Below are 14,770 nucleotides of genomic sequence, written 5' to 3' on the forward strand. Positions count from 1 at the left end.
GTAGGGCAGATGAGCCAACCACATAGCAACCTTGAAAAGGCCGCAGAGAACACCGTGACGCGCTTCATCGTGCAGCTGGTAACACCCGCGCTGATCGGGCTTGTCGCGTTCTTCGGCCAGATGAAACTGGCGAGCATCGAGGACAGCCAGGCTTCGATGGCGAAGGAGCAGCGCGAGCAAGCCGACCGCTCCGGATCAATGGCATCGGACCTGCGCAACCTCAATACCCGTTTCGATCTGATCGCAGTACGCAAGCTGGACGAACTGGACAAACGCGTGGAGCGCCTCGAACAGGTGACAAATACCCCATGAGCATCATCACCACCATCCTCTCCCGCGTGCGGGCATTCTTCTACCAGTCGCAGGAGTTCACCCTGTGGCTGCCCGGCCTGGTTGTTCTTGCCGTGCTCGGCTACGTACTGCTGGGCGCGGTTGTCCGCGTTGGCCCCGATGCATTGGCCTGGTTGGCCGAACTGCCCGCGTTGTGCGCGTATGCCGCTGCATGGCTGGCCTTCTCGTGGGCCATCAAGGCGGTGTACATGCACGACATTCCGCGCGTATTGGAGCGGGATCTGCAGGAGCAGGTGCTGGCGGGCGATGCGCATGCGCGCTGGCTGCTGGTGAAGGATCGGCTGGAGACCTTTGCCGCACTGCTGCTGTCGCTGGCCTTCTTCTGGCCAGCGCGGTGATCGCCATGCGCAGGTTGACCTACATCCTTGTTCTGCTGCTATGTGCCTGTGCTGCTGCACCGGTACCCGCTGCATTGCCGCTCGTCGTGACGACGCCGGCGCCGACGGCCGAGCGCGTGGACGCGGTTGTTGAGGATATGCAGTCCGCGACGGCTGCGCATGCGGCACCGGCCATTGCGGCGGTGCGTGACGTGGTGCAGGCCGTGCTGCCGGCGCCGGAGGATGACGAGCCGCCGCTCGTCTCCCCGGCGGCGGTGGCCCATATCGTCCGCTGGGAGGTCACCAGCCCTGCGTACTACCAGCGCAAGTTGCAGCGTCCGATCTGGCCCGGCGGTGCAAGCGGCGTCACGTGGGGTATCGGCTATGACGGCGGCCACCAGTCGGCCCGCCTCATCCTGCGCGACTGGGAGGCCCATCCCGACGCGGCGCAGCTGGCCGGTACCGCCGGCATCACGGGCGGCCGCGCAAAGGCTGCCCTTCCGGCTTACCGCGACATCATCGTTCCTTTTGGCCTGGCCGAGCGCGTGTTCGTTGATACGTCTCTGCCCGTATACCGCCGGTCGACGTTGCATGCCTACGGCGATGGCGCGTTGTCCTTGCCACCGGATGCCTTCGGGGCACTGCTTGGCAATACCTACAACCGGGGCAGCTCGATGGTTGGCGATCGCAACCGGGAAAAGCGTGCCATCCGCGACGTCTGCATTCCTGCTGGTGATGTCACGTGCATCGGCATGCAGCTGCGCAGCCAGTGTCGCTTGTGGCGAGACACCGCGCTCGAGGCTGGACTATGCGGGCGCCGCGATAGCGAAGCCGCGCTCGCCGAGGGGGCGCGATGAACGCACTTCTGGCAAAGCTCACGGTGAAGCCGCTGCTCTGCTCGATTGTGGCTCTGCTGCTGTTGGTCGTGGTGCTAGCTGTGTGCTGGGGTGTTGATGCGCGAACAAGCACGGCGGATCTGACCACAGCGCAGGCCGCTGCAGACGTAGCCACCACACAGATGCAAAGCGCCCGCGCCCGCGTGCAGGAACTGACCGACGCGAATGTTGGCTGGCGCCGCACGGCAGGCGTGCTGCAGGCCGAGCTGAAGGCTGCGCAGGAGCAGGTCGTCACCATCCGCAAGCAGAGTGAGGCCGCCATCGTCGCAGCACAGGCCCGCGAGCGTGATGCGAACCAAGTCCTGGAAACGTTCATGGCCCGCTATGCGGAACAGGTAAAAGCCGCAGCCTGTGCGCAGGCTCTCACAAATGTGGAGGCCGTATGCCCGGCATTTCGCGGCTACTGATGTGCGTGCTGCTGGTGCTGATGTTGGCCGGTGCAACCTGCCAGCGAAAGCCTGAGCAGCCCGAGCAGGGCGTTGCCGTGGCTCCCGAGCCAGTGGTGGTGGAGCGGCGCGTGTACGTGCCGGTGCCGCGCATGCTTACCCGGCAGGAGGCGATCGCGGAAGGTCCCATCCCCATGTGCTACGACGTCGCAGCCCAGCGTCGTGCCGCCATCGAGCGCCTCAACGCACGCATGCAACAGATCCAGGCCCTGCAGGGCACGGAGGCCAAGCCGTGAGCTTCGACGAGTCGGTCATCCTGTCGCTGCACCAGGAGCTGTTCGAGCTGTTCGGCTCGGATGGGGTGGTGACACGCGCCGGCGTGAAATCGCCGGTGCGCGTGGTCGTCACCAGCGGTGTCGAGCGCTATGGCAGCAACGGCGAGGTGCTGGGTGTAGTCGATTTGGTTAGCTTCCAGTTGTCAGAGTGGCATCCGAAGGCGGGTGACCAGGTCGAGGTAAAGGGTTGGGTGAAGAAGATCGATGTCATTGCGAAGAACGACGGCTTCGTGGCCGAGGCGGTGATGCTTGGCTGAGCCCGCTCGCACCCAGCAGATTCTTGGGAACCTGCAGGCGCGCCTGCAGGAGATCACCGTTGCCAACGGGTACCGTACTGATGCCGGCGCCGACGTGCGGCTGGAAGAGAGCAGGGAGCCTGCAGAGGCGCCGCGTATCACTCTGTACTCCGGTCAGCGTGTGAGGCCGCAGGACGCGCGTACGCGTGGTGAGCGCGAGTTCACGCTCATCGTTGAGGCGCGCATCCCCGTCGCGCTGGACAGCGTGTACAGCCTGGCCAGAAGTATCGATGAGGACATCGAGCAGGCGCTGGATCAGTACCTGCCGCAGCCGCTTGCGCTGCCACTGGACTTTGAAGAATCGCTCACGCTGGATCGGCCTGATGGTCTGGCAGAAGTCGTGGTGCAGCAGATGTACACCACGAGGTACCGCCGATGACCACTGCGAATGTCGCGGCCGGCAAGCGGGGTCGCATCAGCATGGGCTTCGAGCTGCAGGGCGCGCTCAGTGCATCACGTAACTTGGGCCTGCTCGCCGATCGCCTGCCGTGGGTGCAGCGGCGGGCCATCCAGACCCTACGGCGGCGTCTGCCGGTAGAGGCGCGGCGTGACGCGCAGGCGGAATACAACATCGGCCTGCAGCGTTTCAATCGGGACATCAGCACGCGCATCACCGACGAGGAGATCAAGCTAGTCGGTCACTTCCGCGGCATTGGCCTGCGCAACTACGCAGCACGCCAGACAGCCAAGGGCATCACTGCTTCAGTGATTCGCGGTCGGCGCTCGCAGTACCCGGGGGCATTCTTCGCGCAGCTCAACAGCGGCAACGTGCAGGTGGTGTCCCGGTTCGGCGCGAAGCGTGTGATGACCCAGGGCCGCTACAAGGGCAAGCGCCGCCAGCCGATCGCCGTGGAGTACGGCGCCACCGTGGCGCAGATGCTCGCAAAGGGGCGACGCCCCGAGCGTCTTGCTGACTTCGCGCGCGGGGTGCTGCAACGCGAAGTAATGCGCCTGTTCGACTACTACGACCATGACGGTCCTATGACCACTAACACCGAGGATTCGCAATGAGTACCACAAAGAAGATTCGCATCTACGTGCCGCACACCCACAACGGCAAGAGGTACGTGCCTGATGCCAAGGGCATCGAGCTGGAAGTGAGCCAGCCCGATGCCGCGTTCCTGGAGTCGATCGGTGCTACCAAGCCGCCGTCGCTCGAACAGGATGTGTTGCTGGCCGCAGGCCGCAGCGCCAGCTGATCGAAACACCCGCTGAGCCAGACAACAGAGGTCAATGAACATGGAAACCAAAGATTTCAGCTTTCAAGGGAAGGTCTACCTGGGTACGCGCCTCGCAGGTGGCAAACCTGGCGTGCTGCGCTGGGTGGGCGATTCCCCTAAGTGTGAGGTGGCGCTGAGCACCGAATCGGAGACGCGGCGCGAAAGCTATTCGGGGAAGCGCCTGCCTTCAGCACGCCTGCAGAAGGGCAGTGACGCCAAGGTCAGCATGACCTTGAACTGGGCGAATGCAGACAATCTTGCGCTGGGGCTTTACGGCAAGATCATCACGGTTGCCGGCGGCAGCGTGACGGCCGAGGTGCTGCCCACTGGCCTGGTGGCGGGTGATGTGATCGCACTGGACCGCGGTGGTGTCAGCACGTTGGTGATTACCGACAGTACCGCATCGCCGGTCACTGCAACCGAAGGTACGCACTATGCACTGGAGTCCGCCAACGGCGGCATCGTGCGCATCATCGATCCTGCATCGTTGGTCCAGCCGTTGAAAGCTGCCTACCAACATACGGCGAGCAGGGATGTCTCCATGTTCACCGGCAAGCCACCTGAGCGCTACCTGCTGCTGGATGGCATCAATACCCTGGACAATTCGCCGGTAAAGATGCGGCTGTATCGCCTGCAGTTCGATCCGTTCAGCAGCATTCCGCTGATCAATGAGGGCTTCGGCACGCTGGAGCTGGAAGGGGCGGCCTTGTACGACGACGAGGCCGCGCTGGACGACGATTTCGGTGGCTTCGGCAAGATTGAGCAGTCGACGGCGGTGGCCTGATCCATGGCGAACAAGGTCAGCAAGCGCACCACCAAGGAGGCCGCCGGGGATTCCCCGGCGGCCCTGTCCGAGCTGAGTCCGGATATCACCATCACCGTCGCAGGCCGCAACGTTACCGTGCGCGAGTACGGCTTCTTTGAAGGCCTGGATGTGGCCCAGCGCGCTGTTGGTCTGATCGCCGACATGCGCGTGATGTGTGAGGGCGGCGAGCTCAATTACACACGCATCCGCCGTCTGTTTGCCCAGCACCGAGACCTGGTGGTGGAGCTGGCAGCGCAATCCGCCGATGTTGAGCCGGGCTGGGTACGTGGGCTGGAGAGCGACCGCAAGGGCTCGGCACTGTTCTTCGATACCTGGTTCGGTGTGAACAGCAGTTTTTTCATGCACGAAGTCGTCAACGAGATGCGCGATGCGAGGGCGGCGACGTCGATTGGTATGGCGCTTTCGCAGAACTCGCAGGTGCCGGCCTCGGCGACTTCGATCGAATCGGCCGGTTCACCGAGCGGCAAGTGATTGGGCTGCTCGCAGCCGTACGAGCCGGCAGAAAGCAGCATCGAGCAGATGCCATCGAGGACCGGGTGCTCGCTCGATGGGATGTAAAAGCGGCACAGGCGCGGGTAAGGGAACTGAGGAAATCGCAACGTGGCAAACCGCGACTTTGAGCTGACAATGCGCGCACGGGCGGACTTTGATTCCGCCCGTCGTGAAATCACCGGGACCTCCAGGGATCTGGGTGCGCTGGGTGATGCGGCAGTGGGTGCCAATGACAAGCTGGCTCAGAGCAGCCGATCCGGCTCCGGCACCGATCGCATCCGCGACATGGTGCAGAAGTCGCTCGCCGAGCTGGAGGGCGCGCGCGCGCTCCTGGACGCAGAGCAAGCCAGCGCTGTACCCGCGCAGTCGGGCGTAGCCGGGGCATTGCAGCAACAGGCCACGGCTTACCAGTCCCTTGCCGCTGCCAGTCGCACTACGCAGCAGAACGTTGCGGCGGAAATTGCGCTGATCGGTCAACTCGAAGCTCGGCTCGCACGAGGGGCCAGCAGCGCCGATGATCTGGCCGACACTGAAGCCGCGCTCGATGTGGCAATGCGCAAGGGGCTGGTCACTACCGATCAGTACGATGAGGCGCTGTCCAGGCTCAACGAAGAGCAGGTCAAGCTCGACCGCGAGGCGGAGAAGAGTGGCAAGACACTGCAGGCCACCGTATCCCGCTATGACAAGGCCACAGCAGGCCTGCAGCGCCTGGTCAAGGACGAGGCACAGCTGAAAGCGGCGGTTGACGCAGGCCGCATCTCGCGCGAGCAATACAACCGTGCGATGGCCGCGATTGGCAACGAGCGTGCCAAGCTGCTGGCCGTGCGTGATGGCGCACGGCAGGCAGCGTCTGCGATGGCGGGGCTCAATCTGGAATCGGCCAGCGCGCAGCGCAACCTTTCGCAGATGGTCAGCTACGCCGTGAGCGGACAGTGGCAGCTTGCCGGCAGCCAGATCATGCAGATGGGCAACGAGGCCGGCCTGATGGGCGGCCTCGTGTCGGGTGCTGGGCTTGCTATCGCCGGGGTGTTGGCCACTGTTGGTGGCCTCACTGCAGCAGTCGTGAGCAACTACATCGAGATGCGTGCATTCGACTCCGCGCTCATCTCCACCGGCTACAGCGCTGGAGTGACCAGCAGCGCCTTGGCCGGCATGCGCAACGAAATTGGGGGCGCGACCGGCAACTACGGCAATGCCCAAGCTGCGCTGGAGGCCTTGGCTGGATCGGGCAAAGTAGTTTCTGATGCACTGGAGGCGTCGGGCGCGGCGGCCGTGAATCTAGCCGAGTTGACGGGGCGCAGCATCGAGCAGACCACGGCCGAAGTGCTGACGCTGGCAGATGCTCCGACCGAGGGGTTGCTGAAGCTCAACGAGCGCTATCGGTTCCTCACGCTCGAGGTGTACGAGAACGTCAAGTCGCTGGAAGATCAGGGTAGGGCACAGGAGGCTACCCGCGTAGCAACCGATGCACTGGCGGCTGCTACCGCAACGCGTGTTGCTGAGATGCGTGCCAACGCCGGTTCCCTGGAGCGGGCGTGGTACGACGTGCGGGACTCCGTGCGCAGCGTGTGGCAACAGGTCAAGGACATAGGTCGGGACGATGCCGAAGCCCGCATTGCTGCTGGCCAGCGCGGCATCCTGATGTTGAATGACCAGCGGCTGGACGTGCAGCGCCGCCTTGCGATCGGGGGCATAGACAAAGCAGAGGCTGCGCGGGCCGAACAGCAGCTGCGCAGTCGCATCGCGCTGGAGCAGCAGAACATCGCGCAGTGGCGGGAACGCAAGGGCTTGCAGGATGAGGCAGCCGCGGCCAAAGCTGAGGAACTGCGGGTGCAAGACCAGGCGGTGCGCGCAGCGGCATCCGTCGACCGGGACATGGCGCGTATCGACAAGAAGGTCGAGCGTCAGCAACGGCTCAATGAACTGGTCGAGAAGTACAACCAGATTGCGGTGGCGAACCCTTCGGACAAGCGCCTGTTCGATGGCTCGTATGAGAAGCTCAAGGCGGCCATTGAGAAGGAAACCGATGGTGGAAAGCCGAAAAGCGGGACTTCCACGGCAAAACAAGCTGGGCCAGATGATGCCGCGCTGCGCGAGATCGACAATCTTGAGCGGCAAGTTGCGCTGCTGGCTGACCTGGGCGAGGGGCAGCAGCGTACCAGCGAATTCGCGCGGATCCGCTACGAGGTGGAGCAGGGTGCATATCGCAACGCCAGCGAGGCTGTAAAGCAACAGCTGGTGGATCAATCGCAGCTGCTCGACAGCGAGCGTGCGCGGCGCGAAGAAGCGGAGAAGAATCGCAAGCTCATCGAAGAGACCGGGCGGAGCTATGAGCAGCTGACCGATGCCCTCCGCACACCCGCAGAGGCAGCGCTGGACAAGGCGATCGACCAGATCAACGTGCTGAACGCAGCCATCAAGGCCGGCATCGCGGATCAGGCTGTCTACGACGAGACCCTGCAGAAGATATTCACCGGATCCTTCACGAAGGCGCCGACCTTTCAGGGCATCAGCCCGGAGATTGCTGGGCCATTCGGAGAGCTCAACAAGATCAGCGACGCCCAGGCCGAACTGGAAGCCTGGTACCAGACCCAGCTGGATCTGAATAACAAGTTCCGCGCCGAGAAGAAGATCTCGGATGAAATGTGGAACCAGCAGGAACAAGCGCTGAAGCAGCAGCACGAAGATGCGCTCGCGCGCATTGAGAGTGCACGCCACCAGGTGATGCTGGCTGGGGCCGCGGATGCATTCGGCAGTCTTGCTGAAATGGCCAAGAGCCATGCTGGCGAGCAGAGTCGCACGTACCGCGTGCTCTTCGCAATTTCAAAGGGCTTTGCCGTCGCGCAGGCTGCGGTCGCGCTGGCGCAGAACGTCGCCGAGGCCAGCAAGCAAGGTTGGCCGCAGAACATCCCGGCGATCGCTGCAGCATTCGCGCAAGGTGCAACCATTGCTTCCCTGCTCTCCGCGGCCGAGTACGCCACTGGCGGCCGAATTCGTGGTTCCGGTACCGGCACCAGTGACGATGTGCCGATATGGGCATCGAATGATGAATTCATGGTGCGCGCCGCCTCGGCACGTGAGCCGGGTGCCTACGCGTTTCTGGACGACTTCAACCAGCGCGGGATGTCTGCGCTGTATGACTGGCAACAGTTTGCCGATGGGGGTCGCATTGCAGCCAACGATTCCGTCGCCGGCCCGAACTGGAGCAGGGTCAACACATCAGCCACACGTGCTGCGCAGGCTGGGGGTTCGGCCGCGCTGCGCTTGTACAACCTCTTTGACTTGGACGCACTTGCGCAGGCTGTTGCAAATCACCCAGCGACGGAAAAGCAGATAGTCAACGTCGCTAGTCAGAACGGCCAGGCCATCCGTGCCGAGTGGAATACCTGATGGGCTTTGCCGCCAACAAGCCGCCCATCTGGCCCGTGGCACCCGACTGGAGCGAAGGCGTCCAGGAAACGCTGTCTTGGTCGACGGAGGTGCTGCGTGGTGATGCTACGGCATTGAGCGTGCATACCGGCCTGCGGCTTGGGCCTCGCCGCTCACTCTCCTTCCGCATCCTCGCTGGGGCACGGGAGAAGCGCGTGGCAGCGATGCTGCTAGCCGGGCACAGCGGGCAGTGGCTGCTGCCGGTCTGGCCGGACGTGCAGTGCCTGCCCGCCACAGTGACCGCTGGTGATGTGAACATCGCTTGCGACACCGCCGGCCGGGACTTCGTTGCCGGCGGCCAGGCATTGCTATACACCGATGTCACAACGTGGGAAGCGGTGGACGTCGCCAGCGTGACGGGCAGCCAGCTGCAGCTCACGGCCCCTGTGTCCGCAGCCGTAGCAGCAGGCGCCCGTCTGTACCCGCTGCGCCTTGCCCGACTGCAGGGTGATGCGGAGGAGACACACCTGAGCGACGACGTCAGCCGCCGGACGCTCACGTTCAACATCCGTGGGGCTAGCGAATGGCCGTCGCTGACTGCATCAACGCTGTACCTGGGGCACCCCGTGCTCACCGTCCGGCCGGATGAAAGCACCGACCCTGCCAGCACGCTGGAGCGGTTGCTGAAGAGTGTGGACTATGGGAGCGCACAGCCTTTCGTCCACGACATCAGCAAACTGGCGCTGCGCACGCAGCAGAGCCACTGGAAGCTATTCGGCCGTGATGAGCACACATGGTTCCGCTCGCTGCTCTATACGCTGGAGGGGCGCGGGAATCCAGTATGGGTGCCGAGCTGGGCAGCGGACCTGAAGCCGCTCTTCAGTGTGCCGTCCAACAGCACCACGCTGCAGGTCGAGTGGGCGGGCTATACGCTCTATGGCCTCGGCCGCCCCAATCGCCGTGACCTGCGCATCGAGCTGCAGGATGGCACCGTGTTGTACCGCCGGATCATTGACGCCACAGCTGCCAGCGCCGTCGAGACGCTGATGCTGGACCAGCCGCTGGCCAACACCGCGATCCCGGCGGCAAGGATCCGCATGATCTCGTTCCTTGCGCTGTGCACACTTGCCAGCGACGACATCGAGCTGCAGCACATCACGGATGCAGATGGCGTTGCCACAGTCACAACTGGGTGGTCGGAGGTTGTTCCCGATGCAGCCTAACCGCTTCGGCCGCAAGCGCGTCCATCTGTTCGTGTTCTCGCGGCAGAACCTGGTCTGGCGGTACTGCACGGCCGACCGCGCCCTTGTGGTTGATGGGAAGGTCTACACGTCAGCCCAGATTGAGCGAGGCGACATCAAGCAGACCGCCGAGCGCGCGAAAGACAAGCTCAGCATCAAATGTGCGTACCTACTCGACCCATCGGCTTTGGAATATCCGTCGACGCAGCCCCTTGGTGACAACTGGTTCCCGACCATCCCATCAGATCCGGTCACTGTTGTCTGCCTGGGCTACGACGCCGGCGAAGGCAATGCACCGACGGTCGAGTGGATGGGCGAAGTAACGCAGCCGAAGTTCACCGACACCGAGCTCGAGCTCCTTTGTGAGCCGACCAATGGGCTCGGCCGTGCGCGCGGCCAAGGGATGAAGTGGCAGCGCACCTGCGGGAAGACGCCTTACTCCACTGGCATTCGGGGCTGCAACCTCGATGCAGCGCTGTACGAAGTCAACGGTGTGGTGACCTCGGTCACCACCGCCGGCATCACCGTGGCGGAGTTCGCATCCGCTCCGTTCCCCTTGGGAGGGGGCTACATCACCTGGGCGCGACCCAACGGCATTATCGAGCGGCGCTCGATCACCGGTCACGCAGGTGACACGGTTGCATTGATGTTCGGGGCCGACGGGCTTGCGGTGGGTGCGGTCGTCAGCTCCTGGCCGACGTGCCCGCGTACATGGTCGGCATGCCTCGCCCGTGACAACACCCTCAACTATGGCGGCAGCATCTACAAGCCTGTGAAGAATCCCTTGGACGGAGTGTCGATGTCATGGGGCTGATTCGACACATTCGCCACCGAGCGAACATCTATGCATGGCGAGCAAGGTACTTCTGGCTCGATACCCCCCGGGGTGGCGCTGCGAAGGTGGCTACGTTCTGTTTCGCGGTCTTTGTGGTCATCCTGCAGCTGATCCGGCTCGCCGTCGCCAGTCTTGTGCCGCCACCTGCTGGAGAGCCTGCGAAGGCCGTCTATTGGTGGGTCGTGCAGCTGATCATCCTCGTCGTATCCGCAGCTATTTCGTATGCGATGCGGCCCAAGTCCGAGAAGCCGAAGCCCGTTGCCGGTGACGCCCCGACCGTAGAAGACGGCGCAGACGTGAAACATCACTTCGGGGACTGCTGGGTGAGCGATGAGTTCTTCCAGGCATGGCGGGTGACCGGAACAAAGCCGATCAAAACGAAGGGAGGCAAGAAGTGAGCGAACTGATCGTCACGCTTGCTCATTTGCGCACCATTCCGGGCTTCAGCGCCCGGGGTGGCTTCTGTCGCCGTGGAGCGCATTCCTTCTTCCTGCAGCACCGGCTGGACTGGAGCCGGTTCATACGAGAGGGAATTCCAGCAGCACAACTGGAAGGGACGGGGGATGCGATGGCGCAGGCGCTGGTGAACTGGGCAAGGGAGTGTGTCAGTGGGCGGTAAATCGAAAAAGGTCACGGTTGGTTATTGGTACGAGCTCGGCATTCATGGAGGGCTGGGGATCGGTCCGATCGATGCGTACCTGGAGCTGCGCGGCGGCGATAAGACCGCCTGGAGCGGCGTGGCCACGCATAGCCAAACGATACGAATCAATGCCCCGAATCTGTGGGGGGGCGAGAAAGACCAGGGCGGTATCGTGGGCGAGATTGACCTGATGTTTGGCGAAGCCGACCAGCAGCCCAGCGCACGGCTGGCGCGGATCTTCGGCCCCCAACAACCAGCGTGGCGCGGCGTCGCTACCTATGCTTTTGAAGGCAAATGGGGTGCGATGAACCCATACCCTCAGAAGGGCAGTCACAAGATCCGGAAAATTCTCTCCGGGTGGGATGGTGAATGCTGGTATCCAGAAAAAGCCGCGATCCGCATGGCCGGTACGCCCGGTGTTGAGCCGGACCTAATCGCCGGCTTCAACCATTTCGGTGGTGTGACGGAAGGTCGGATGGCAACTTCCATCCAATCTTCGCTCAGTTGGACTGCTGGCGCGCAGGCCCGGCTTTCAAAGAGCATGCTCTTTGTTCTGGAGTGGGATAACGCTTGGCTGGCCGCAAACCTGCCGCGGCGCGCAATTGTGCGCGACCAGGACACGCAGGACGTAATCTATGACACGGAGTGGGTCGGCGAGGCTTCGATGAAGTCGGGGCTCAATGCCGTCCTCGAAGCGATCAACCGGACGGATCTGCAGGCGCCGTATCACGCCGGGAACACGACCTCCCGGGTCGTGACTCTCTCTTACATCCCGCGCGCACTTGAATGCACCCAGTACACGGTCCGGCCTGCCGGTGCCGGGAACAGCTTCCATAACCTACTTCAGCTATACATCCCGGCGGTACCCGACAGCCGGCTGTATGGCATGAACCCAGCACATGCCCTGTACTACGTGCGCACGCATGGCGAGATCGGCAGGGAGCCGTTGGCGAACATGAACGACGCTAGTTTCCGTGCAGCGGCCGACCGCCTCTACTCGGAAGGCTTCGGTATCACGACGGAATATGCGCCATCTTCGGAGAGCGTCGAAGAGTTCGAACAGCGCATCTGCAAGCTGATCGGCGGCAGCGTCAGCCGCAGCCTGGTCGACGGCCAGTACTACCTCGACCTTGCCCGTGGGGAGTATGTGCTCGAAGACCTGCCCATCATCGGCGATGACGACATCCTGGACTTCAAGATGCAGCCGTCGATCCTTGATGGCGCCGTGAACAGCATCAGCGTTAAGTACTTCGACCCCAACAAAAAGGAGTCGATCAACACGCCGCCGGCACAAGTTCTGGCGTTGATCGATGCCTTCGGCCTGATCCACCAGGATGTTGAGTATCCGGAGGCTCCCACAGCTGAGCTTGCGACGCGGCTCGCAGAGCGTGACGTGAGGCTGGGGGCAACACCGACCAGGGCCCAAGAGCTCGTCGTGATCCCTGATGCTGTACGCGCGATCCGGCCGAACCAGTACTTCCGGCTGAAGTCGCCGAAGCGGCGCATCGCGGAGATGGTTTGCCTGCTCGGGGAGAAGCAAAGCGGAACGCTCAAGAGCGGCGGCGTGAAGCTGGTGGCCTCGGAGGACACCTATAGCCTGCCGGCCAGCGCATTTGTTGAGGTTGAGCCGGGGGTTGATACGCGCCCGGATCCGACTGCGCACCCGATCACCCAACAGGTTGCGTTTGAAGCGCCCTACATCGAGCTTGTGCAGCGGATCGACCGCGCGAACTTAGACGTGCTCGCGGCCGACGCGGGCTACATGATCGCGGCGGCAGATCAGCCCGCAGATGGTGGGCGGAACTTCGTGCTTGCTGTCGCGGACGTGACAGGCGCCTACGCCCAGGACGGCGTCGGCGAATGGTGCCCGGTGGCCTTCGTCGCTGGCGATCCGCTGACCGCCGTCATCGGCCGTCTCGAGCAGTCCATCCCGGTGACGTCGATCACCCATGCCGATACCATCGCTGTGGGCTCCGCGGCTCTCTGGGGCGGCGAGATCGTACGGGTCGATGCCGTGGATACGGATGCCGGGGTGATCACGCTGGGGCGTGGGTGTGCGGACACGATGCCGGCCGAGCATGCCGCTGGCAGCCAGGTGTGGTTCTACGACGACGCTGGGGTTTCCGACCTGGTCGAGTACGCGTCGGGTGAGTCCGTGCGGGTGAAGCTGCTGACGTCGACCGGCACGCAGATCCTGGATACTGCAAGCGCGCTGACGATCACGGTGCCCATCGTCGGTCGCGTGGGGCGCCCGTACCCACCCGCGCGATGCGCTGTGAACGGAACGCTGTACCCTGCCGCGCCTGTGGCAGTGACAGGAAACATCGTGGTGACCTGGGCATCCCGGGATCGGGACGCCCAGGCTGATCAGCTGTTCGACGCCCTGATGCCATCGATCACCCCGGCGCCGCTGACCCGGTTCGGCGTTCGCGTTCTGACCGGCGATCTTGTACCTGTCACTTCGCGCGAGGACGTCGCCGGCACAACTGCGACGATCAGGCTACCGGCTGCTGGGGCCTACGTCATCGAGCTGTACTCGCTGAACGATGCTGGTCCCAGCCTGCAGGTCTTCCGTGCGCAGGTCGACCTGACACTGGGGCCAAGCCCGCCGACCGGAGCCGAGATCCTGGCGCCGACCTGGACGCGGCCGGAAGTGATCATCGATGCCGGGGAGATCACCTGATGGCAGAGGTGATTTCTTACCGGTTCCTGGTGCGCGGTGGCGCCGAAGCCGCCGTGGCTGCGCTCAATGAAGTGCCGCTGCGGCGAGAGCTTGTCATCGAGACTGACACGCTGAAGATGAAGCTCGGCGATGGCGTGACGCGCTACAACGACCTTCCATACTTCTCGGGCGGCAGCACGATCATTACCGTCTCCGCCGCGCCGACCGCGGGCCAAGGGCAAGACGGGGACTATGCGATCTGGCCGAGCTCGACGGCCCCAATGCTCTACGGTCCGAAAGCAGCTGGTGCATGGCCTGTCGGTGTGCCGCTGAAGGGCGCGAACGGCACTTCCGGCAGCGCTTGGTTGCGTGGCACCGCCGTGCCGGCGAGCTCCCTGGGCGCAAACGGCGACTACTACTTGCGCACCACCACGAATGACGTCTATGCGAAAGCGGCGGGCGCGTGGTCGGTGGTTGGCAACCTGCAGGGCTCGCCAGGCACTCCGGGTGAGAAGGGGGACGCCGGCGTGCCGGGACCGTCCTCGCATTGCTTCCCTACCGCCAGCTTTAGTGGCGGGGCCGGTGTCATCGAAGTGGGCGCAGCTCAGTCCCTGTATGTGCCATTCGGGTTCACGGTTACCGGCGCCGCGCTGATCGCAGACCGGGTGGGCACGGTCCAGATCGACATTCGCAAGACGTCGTTTGCCACATACCCCCCGACGTCCCTCAACAGCATCTGTGGCGGCTCACCACCTACGCTTTCGAACGTCGATAAGGGCATCGTGTCGGACCTTTCACTGTGGGACGTGGACATCGCCGCCGGCGACACCCTCCAGTTCGTCTGCACTGCCTGCGTCGGCATCAAAGCCGCGACGCTGACCCTCACTGGATTCAGGAGCTAACT

18 protein-coding genes are annotated in these 14,770 nt (G+C 63.6%); all 18 read left to right on the forward strand.

The window, feature by feature from the left end; translation table 11 throughout:
- Window positions 1-54: 54 nt before the first annotated feature.
- Window positions 55-312 carry a hypothetical protein gene (locus tag ACVOKO_RS07850; protein ID WP_346498376.1) on the forward strand — a complete coding sequence of 86 codons (258 nt, stop codon included), beginning with the start codon at window positions 55-57 and terminating at the stop codon, window positions 310-312.
- Entirely contained in the window at window positions 309-689 is a 381-nt protein-coding gene (locus ACVOKO_RS07855; protein ID WP_346498377.1) for a hypothetical protein, read from the forward strand. The genes ACVOKO_RS07850 and ACVOKO_RS07855 overlap by 4 nt, the downstream gene beginning before the upstream one ends.
- 5 nt (window positions 690-694) lie before the next feature.
- Window positions 695-1,525, forward strand: a complete 831-nt coding sequence (locus ACVOKO_RS07860) for a lysozyme family protein (RefSeq protein WP_346498378.1) — start codon at window positions 695-697, stop codon at window positions 1,523-1,525.
- Window positions 1,522-1,971: a hypothetical protein gene (locus tag ACVOKO_RS07865; RefSeq protein ID WP_346498379.1), complete on the forward strand. Its 450-nt coding sequence runs from the start codon at window positions 1,522-1,524 to the stop codon at window positions 1,969-1,971. The genes ACVOKO_RS07860 and ACVOKO_RS07865 overlap by 4 nt, the downstream gene beginning before the upstream one ends.
- Window positions 1,947-2,246: a hypothetical protein gene (locus ACVOKO_RS07870; RefSeq protein ID WP_346498380.1), complete on the forward strand. Its 300-nt coding sequence runs from the start codon at window positions 1,947-1,949 to the stop codon at window positions 2,244-2,246. The genes ACVOKO_RS07865 and ACVOKO_RS07870 overlap by 25 nt, the downstream gene beginning before the upstream one ends.
- On the forward strand, window positions 2,243-2,542 hold the full coding sequence (locus ACVOKO_RS07875) for a hypothetical protein (protein WP_346498381.1): 300 nt from the start codon (window positions 2,243-2,245) through the stop codon (window positions 2,540-2,542). The genes ACVOKO_RS07870 and ACVOKO_RS07875 overlap by 4 nt, the downstream gene beginning before the upstream one ends.
- Complete coding sequence (locus ACVOKO_RS07880) at window positions 2,535-2,960, forward strand: hypothetical protein (protein ID WP_346498382.1); 426 nt, start codon at window positions 2,535-2,537, stop codon at window positions 2,958-2,960. The genes ACVOKO_RS07875 and ACVOKO_RS07880 overlap by 8 nt, the downstream gene beginning before the upstream one ends.
- Entirely contained in the window at window positions 2,957-3,592 is a 636-nt protein-coding gene (locus ACVOKO_RS07885; protein WP_346498383.1) for a hypothetical protein, read from the forward strand. Before ACVOKO_RS07880 ends, ACVOKO_RS07885 begins: the two co-directional genes overlap by 4 nt.
- Complete coding sequence (locus ACVOKO_RS07890; protein ID WP_346498384.1) at window positions 3,589-3,780, forward strand: DUF7210 family protein; 192 nt, start codon at window positions 3,589-3,591, stop codon at window positions 3,778-3,780. The genes ACVOKO_RS07885 and ACVOKO_RS07890 overlap by 4 nt, the downstream gene beginning before the upstream one ends.
- A gap of 40 nt (window positions 3,781-3,820) precedes the next feature.
- Window positions 3,821-4,585 carry a phage tail tube protein gene (locus tag ACVOKO_RS07895; protein ID WP_346498385.1) on the forward strand — a complete coding sequence of 255 codons (765 nt, stop codon included), beginning with the start codon at window positions 3,821-3,823 and terminating at the stop codon, window positions 4,583-4,585.
- Window positions 4,586-4,588: 3 nt separating this feature from the next.
- Complete coding sequence (locus tag ACVOKO_RS07900; RefSeq protein WP_346498386.1) at window positions 4,589-5,098, forward strand: DUF6631 family protein; 510 nt, start codon at window positions 4,589-4,591, stop codon at window positions 5,096-5,098.
- A 129-nt stretch (window positions 5,099-5,227) separates the two neighbouring features.
- Entirely contained in the window at window positions 5,228-8,509 is a 3,282-nt protein-coding gene (locus tag ACVOKO_RS07905; RefSeq protein ID WP_346498387.1) for a phage tail length tape measure family protein, read from the forward strand.
- The gene (locus ACVOKO_RS07910; protein ID WP_346498388.1) at window positions 8,509-9,711 is read left to right on the forward strand and encodes a hypothetical protein; all 1,203 of its coding nucleotides are present in this window, start codon (window positions 8,509-8,511) and stop codon (window positions 9,709-9,711) included. Before ACVOKO_RS07905 ends, ACVOKO_RS07910 begins: the two co-directional genes overlap by 1 nt.
- The gene (locus ACVOKO_RS07915) at window positions 9,701-10,543 is read left to right on the forward strand and encodes a phage BR0599 family protein (RefSeq protein WP_346498389.1); all 843 of its coding nucleotides are present in this window, start codon (window positions 9,701-9,703) and stop codon (window positions 10,541-10,543) included. Before ACVOKO_RS07910 ends, ACVOKO_RS07915 begins: the two co-directional genes overlap by 11 nt.
- Complete coding sequence (locus tag ACVOKO_RS07920) at window positions 10,534-10,962, forward strand: hypothetical protein (protein WP_346498390.1); 429 nt, start codon at window positions 10,534-10,536, stop codon at window positions 10,960-10,962. The genes ACVOKO_RS07915 and ACVOKO_RS07920 overlap by 10 nt, the downstream gene beginning before the upstream one ends.
- Window positions 10,959-11,183: a hypothetical protein gene (locus ACVOKO_RS07925; RefSeq protein ID WP_346498391.1), complete on the forward strand. Its 225-nt coding sequence runs from the start codon at window positions 10,959-10,961 to the stop codon at window positions 11,181-11,183. Before ACVOKO_RS07920 ends, ACVOKO_RS07925 begins: the two co-directional genes overlap by 4 nt.
- Window positions 11,173-13,887, forward strand: coding sequence for a hypothetical protein (locus tag ACVOKO_RS07930; protein WP_346498392.1), 2,715 nt, complete (start codon window positions 11,173-11,175; stop codon window positions 13,885-13,887). The genes ACVOKO_RS07925 and ACVOKO_RS07930 overlap by 11 nt, the downstream gene beginning before the upstream one ends.
- A complete protein-coding gene (locus tag ACVOKO_RS07935; protein ID WP_346498393.1) occupies window positions 13,887-14,768 on the forward strand; it encodes a hypothetical protein in 882 nt (293 codons plus the stop codon). Before ACVOKO_RS07930 ends, ACVOKO_RS07935 begins: the two co-directional genes overlap by 1 nt.
- Window positions 14,769-14,770 lie beyond the last annotated feature (2 nt).

The organism is Stenotrophomonas sp. STEN240, assembly GCF_056756175.1.

Bases quoted from the DNA above. Each gene is read 5' to 3' on its own strand.
- ACVOKO_RS07935 (WP_346498393.1), top strand. From the start codon at position 13,887: ATGGCAGAGGTGATTTCTTACCGGTTCCTGGTGCGCGGTGGCGCCGAA.
- ACVOKO_RS07860 (WP_346498378.1), top strand. From the start codon at position 695: ATGCGCAGGTTGACCTACATCCTTGTTCTGCTGCTATGTGCCTGTGCT.
- ACVOKO_RS07895 (WP_346498385.1), top strand. From the start codon at position 3,821: ATGGAAACCAAAGATTTCAGCTTTCAAGGGAAGGTCTACCTGGGTACG.
- ACVOKO_RS07855 (WP_346498377.1), top strand. From the start codon at position 309: ATGAGCATCATCACCACCATCCTCTCCCGCGTGCGGGCATTCTTCTAC.
- ACVOKO_RS07865 (WP_346498379.1), top strand. From the start codon at position 1,522: ATGAACGCACTTCTGGCAAAGCTCACGGTGAAGCCGCTGCTCTGCTCG.
- ACVOKO_RS07915 (WP_346498389.1), top strand. From the start codon at position 9,701: ATGCAGCCTAACCGCTTCGGCCGCAAGCGCGTCCATCTGTTCGTGTTC.
- ACVOKO_RS07900 (WP_346498386.1), top strand. From the start codon at position 4,589: ATGGCGAACAAGGTCAGCAAGCGCACCACCAAGGAGGCCGCCGGGGAT.
- ACVOKO_RS07920 (WP_346498390.1), top strand. From the start codon at position 10,534: ATGGGGCTGATTCGACACATTCGCCACCGAGCGAACATCTATGCATGG.
- ACVOKO_RS07885 (WP_346498383.1), top strand. From the start codon at position 2,957: ATGACCACTGCGAATGTCGCGGCCGGCAAGCGGGGTCGCATCAGCATG.
- ACVOKO_RS07910 (WP_346498388.1), top strand. From the start codon at position 8,509: ATGGGCTTTGCCGCCAACAAGCCGCCCATCTGGCCCGTGGCACCCGAC.
- ACVOKO_RS07870 (WP_346498380.1), top strand. From the start codon at position 1,947: ATGCCCGGCATTTCGCGGCTACTGATGTGCGTGCTGCTGGTGCTGATG.
- ACVOKO_RS07890 (WP_346498384.1), top strand. From the start codon at position 3,589: ATGAGTACCACAAAGAAGATTCGCATCTACGTGCCGCACACCCACAAC.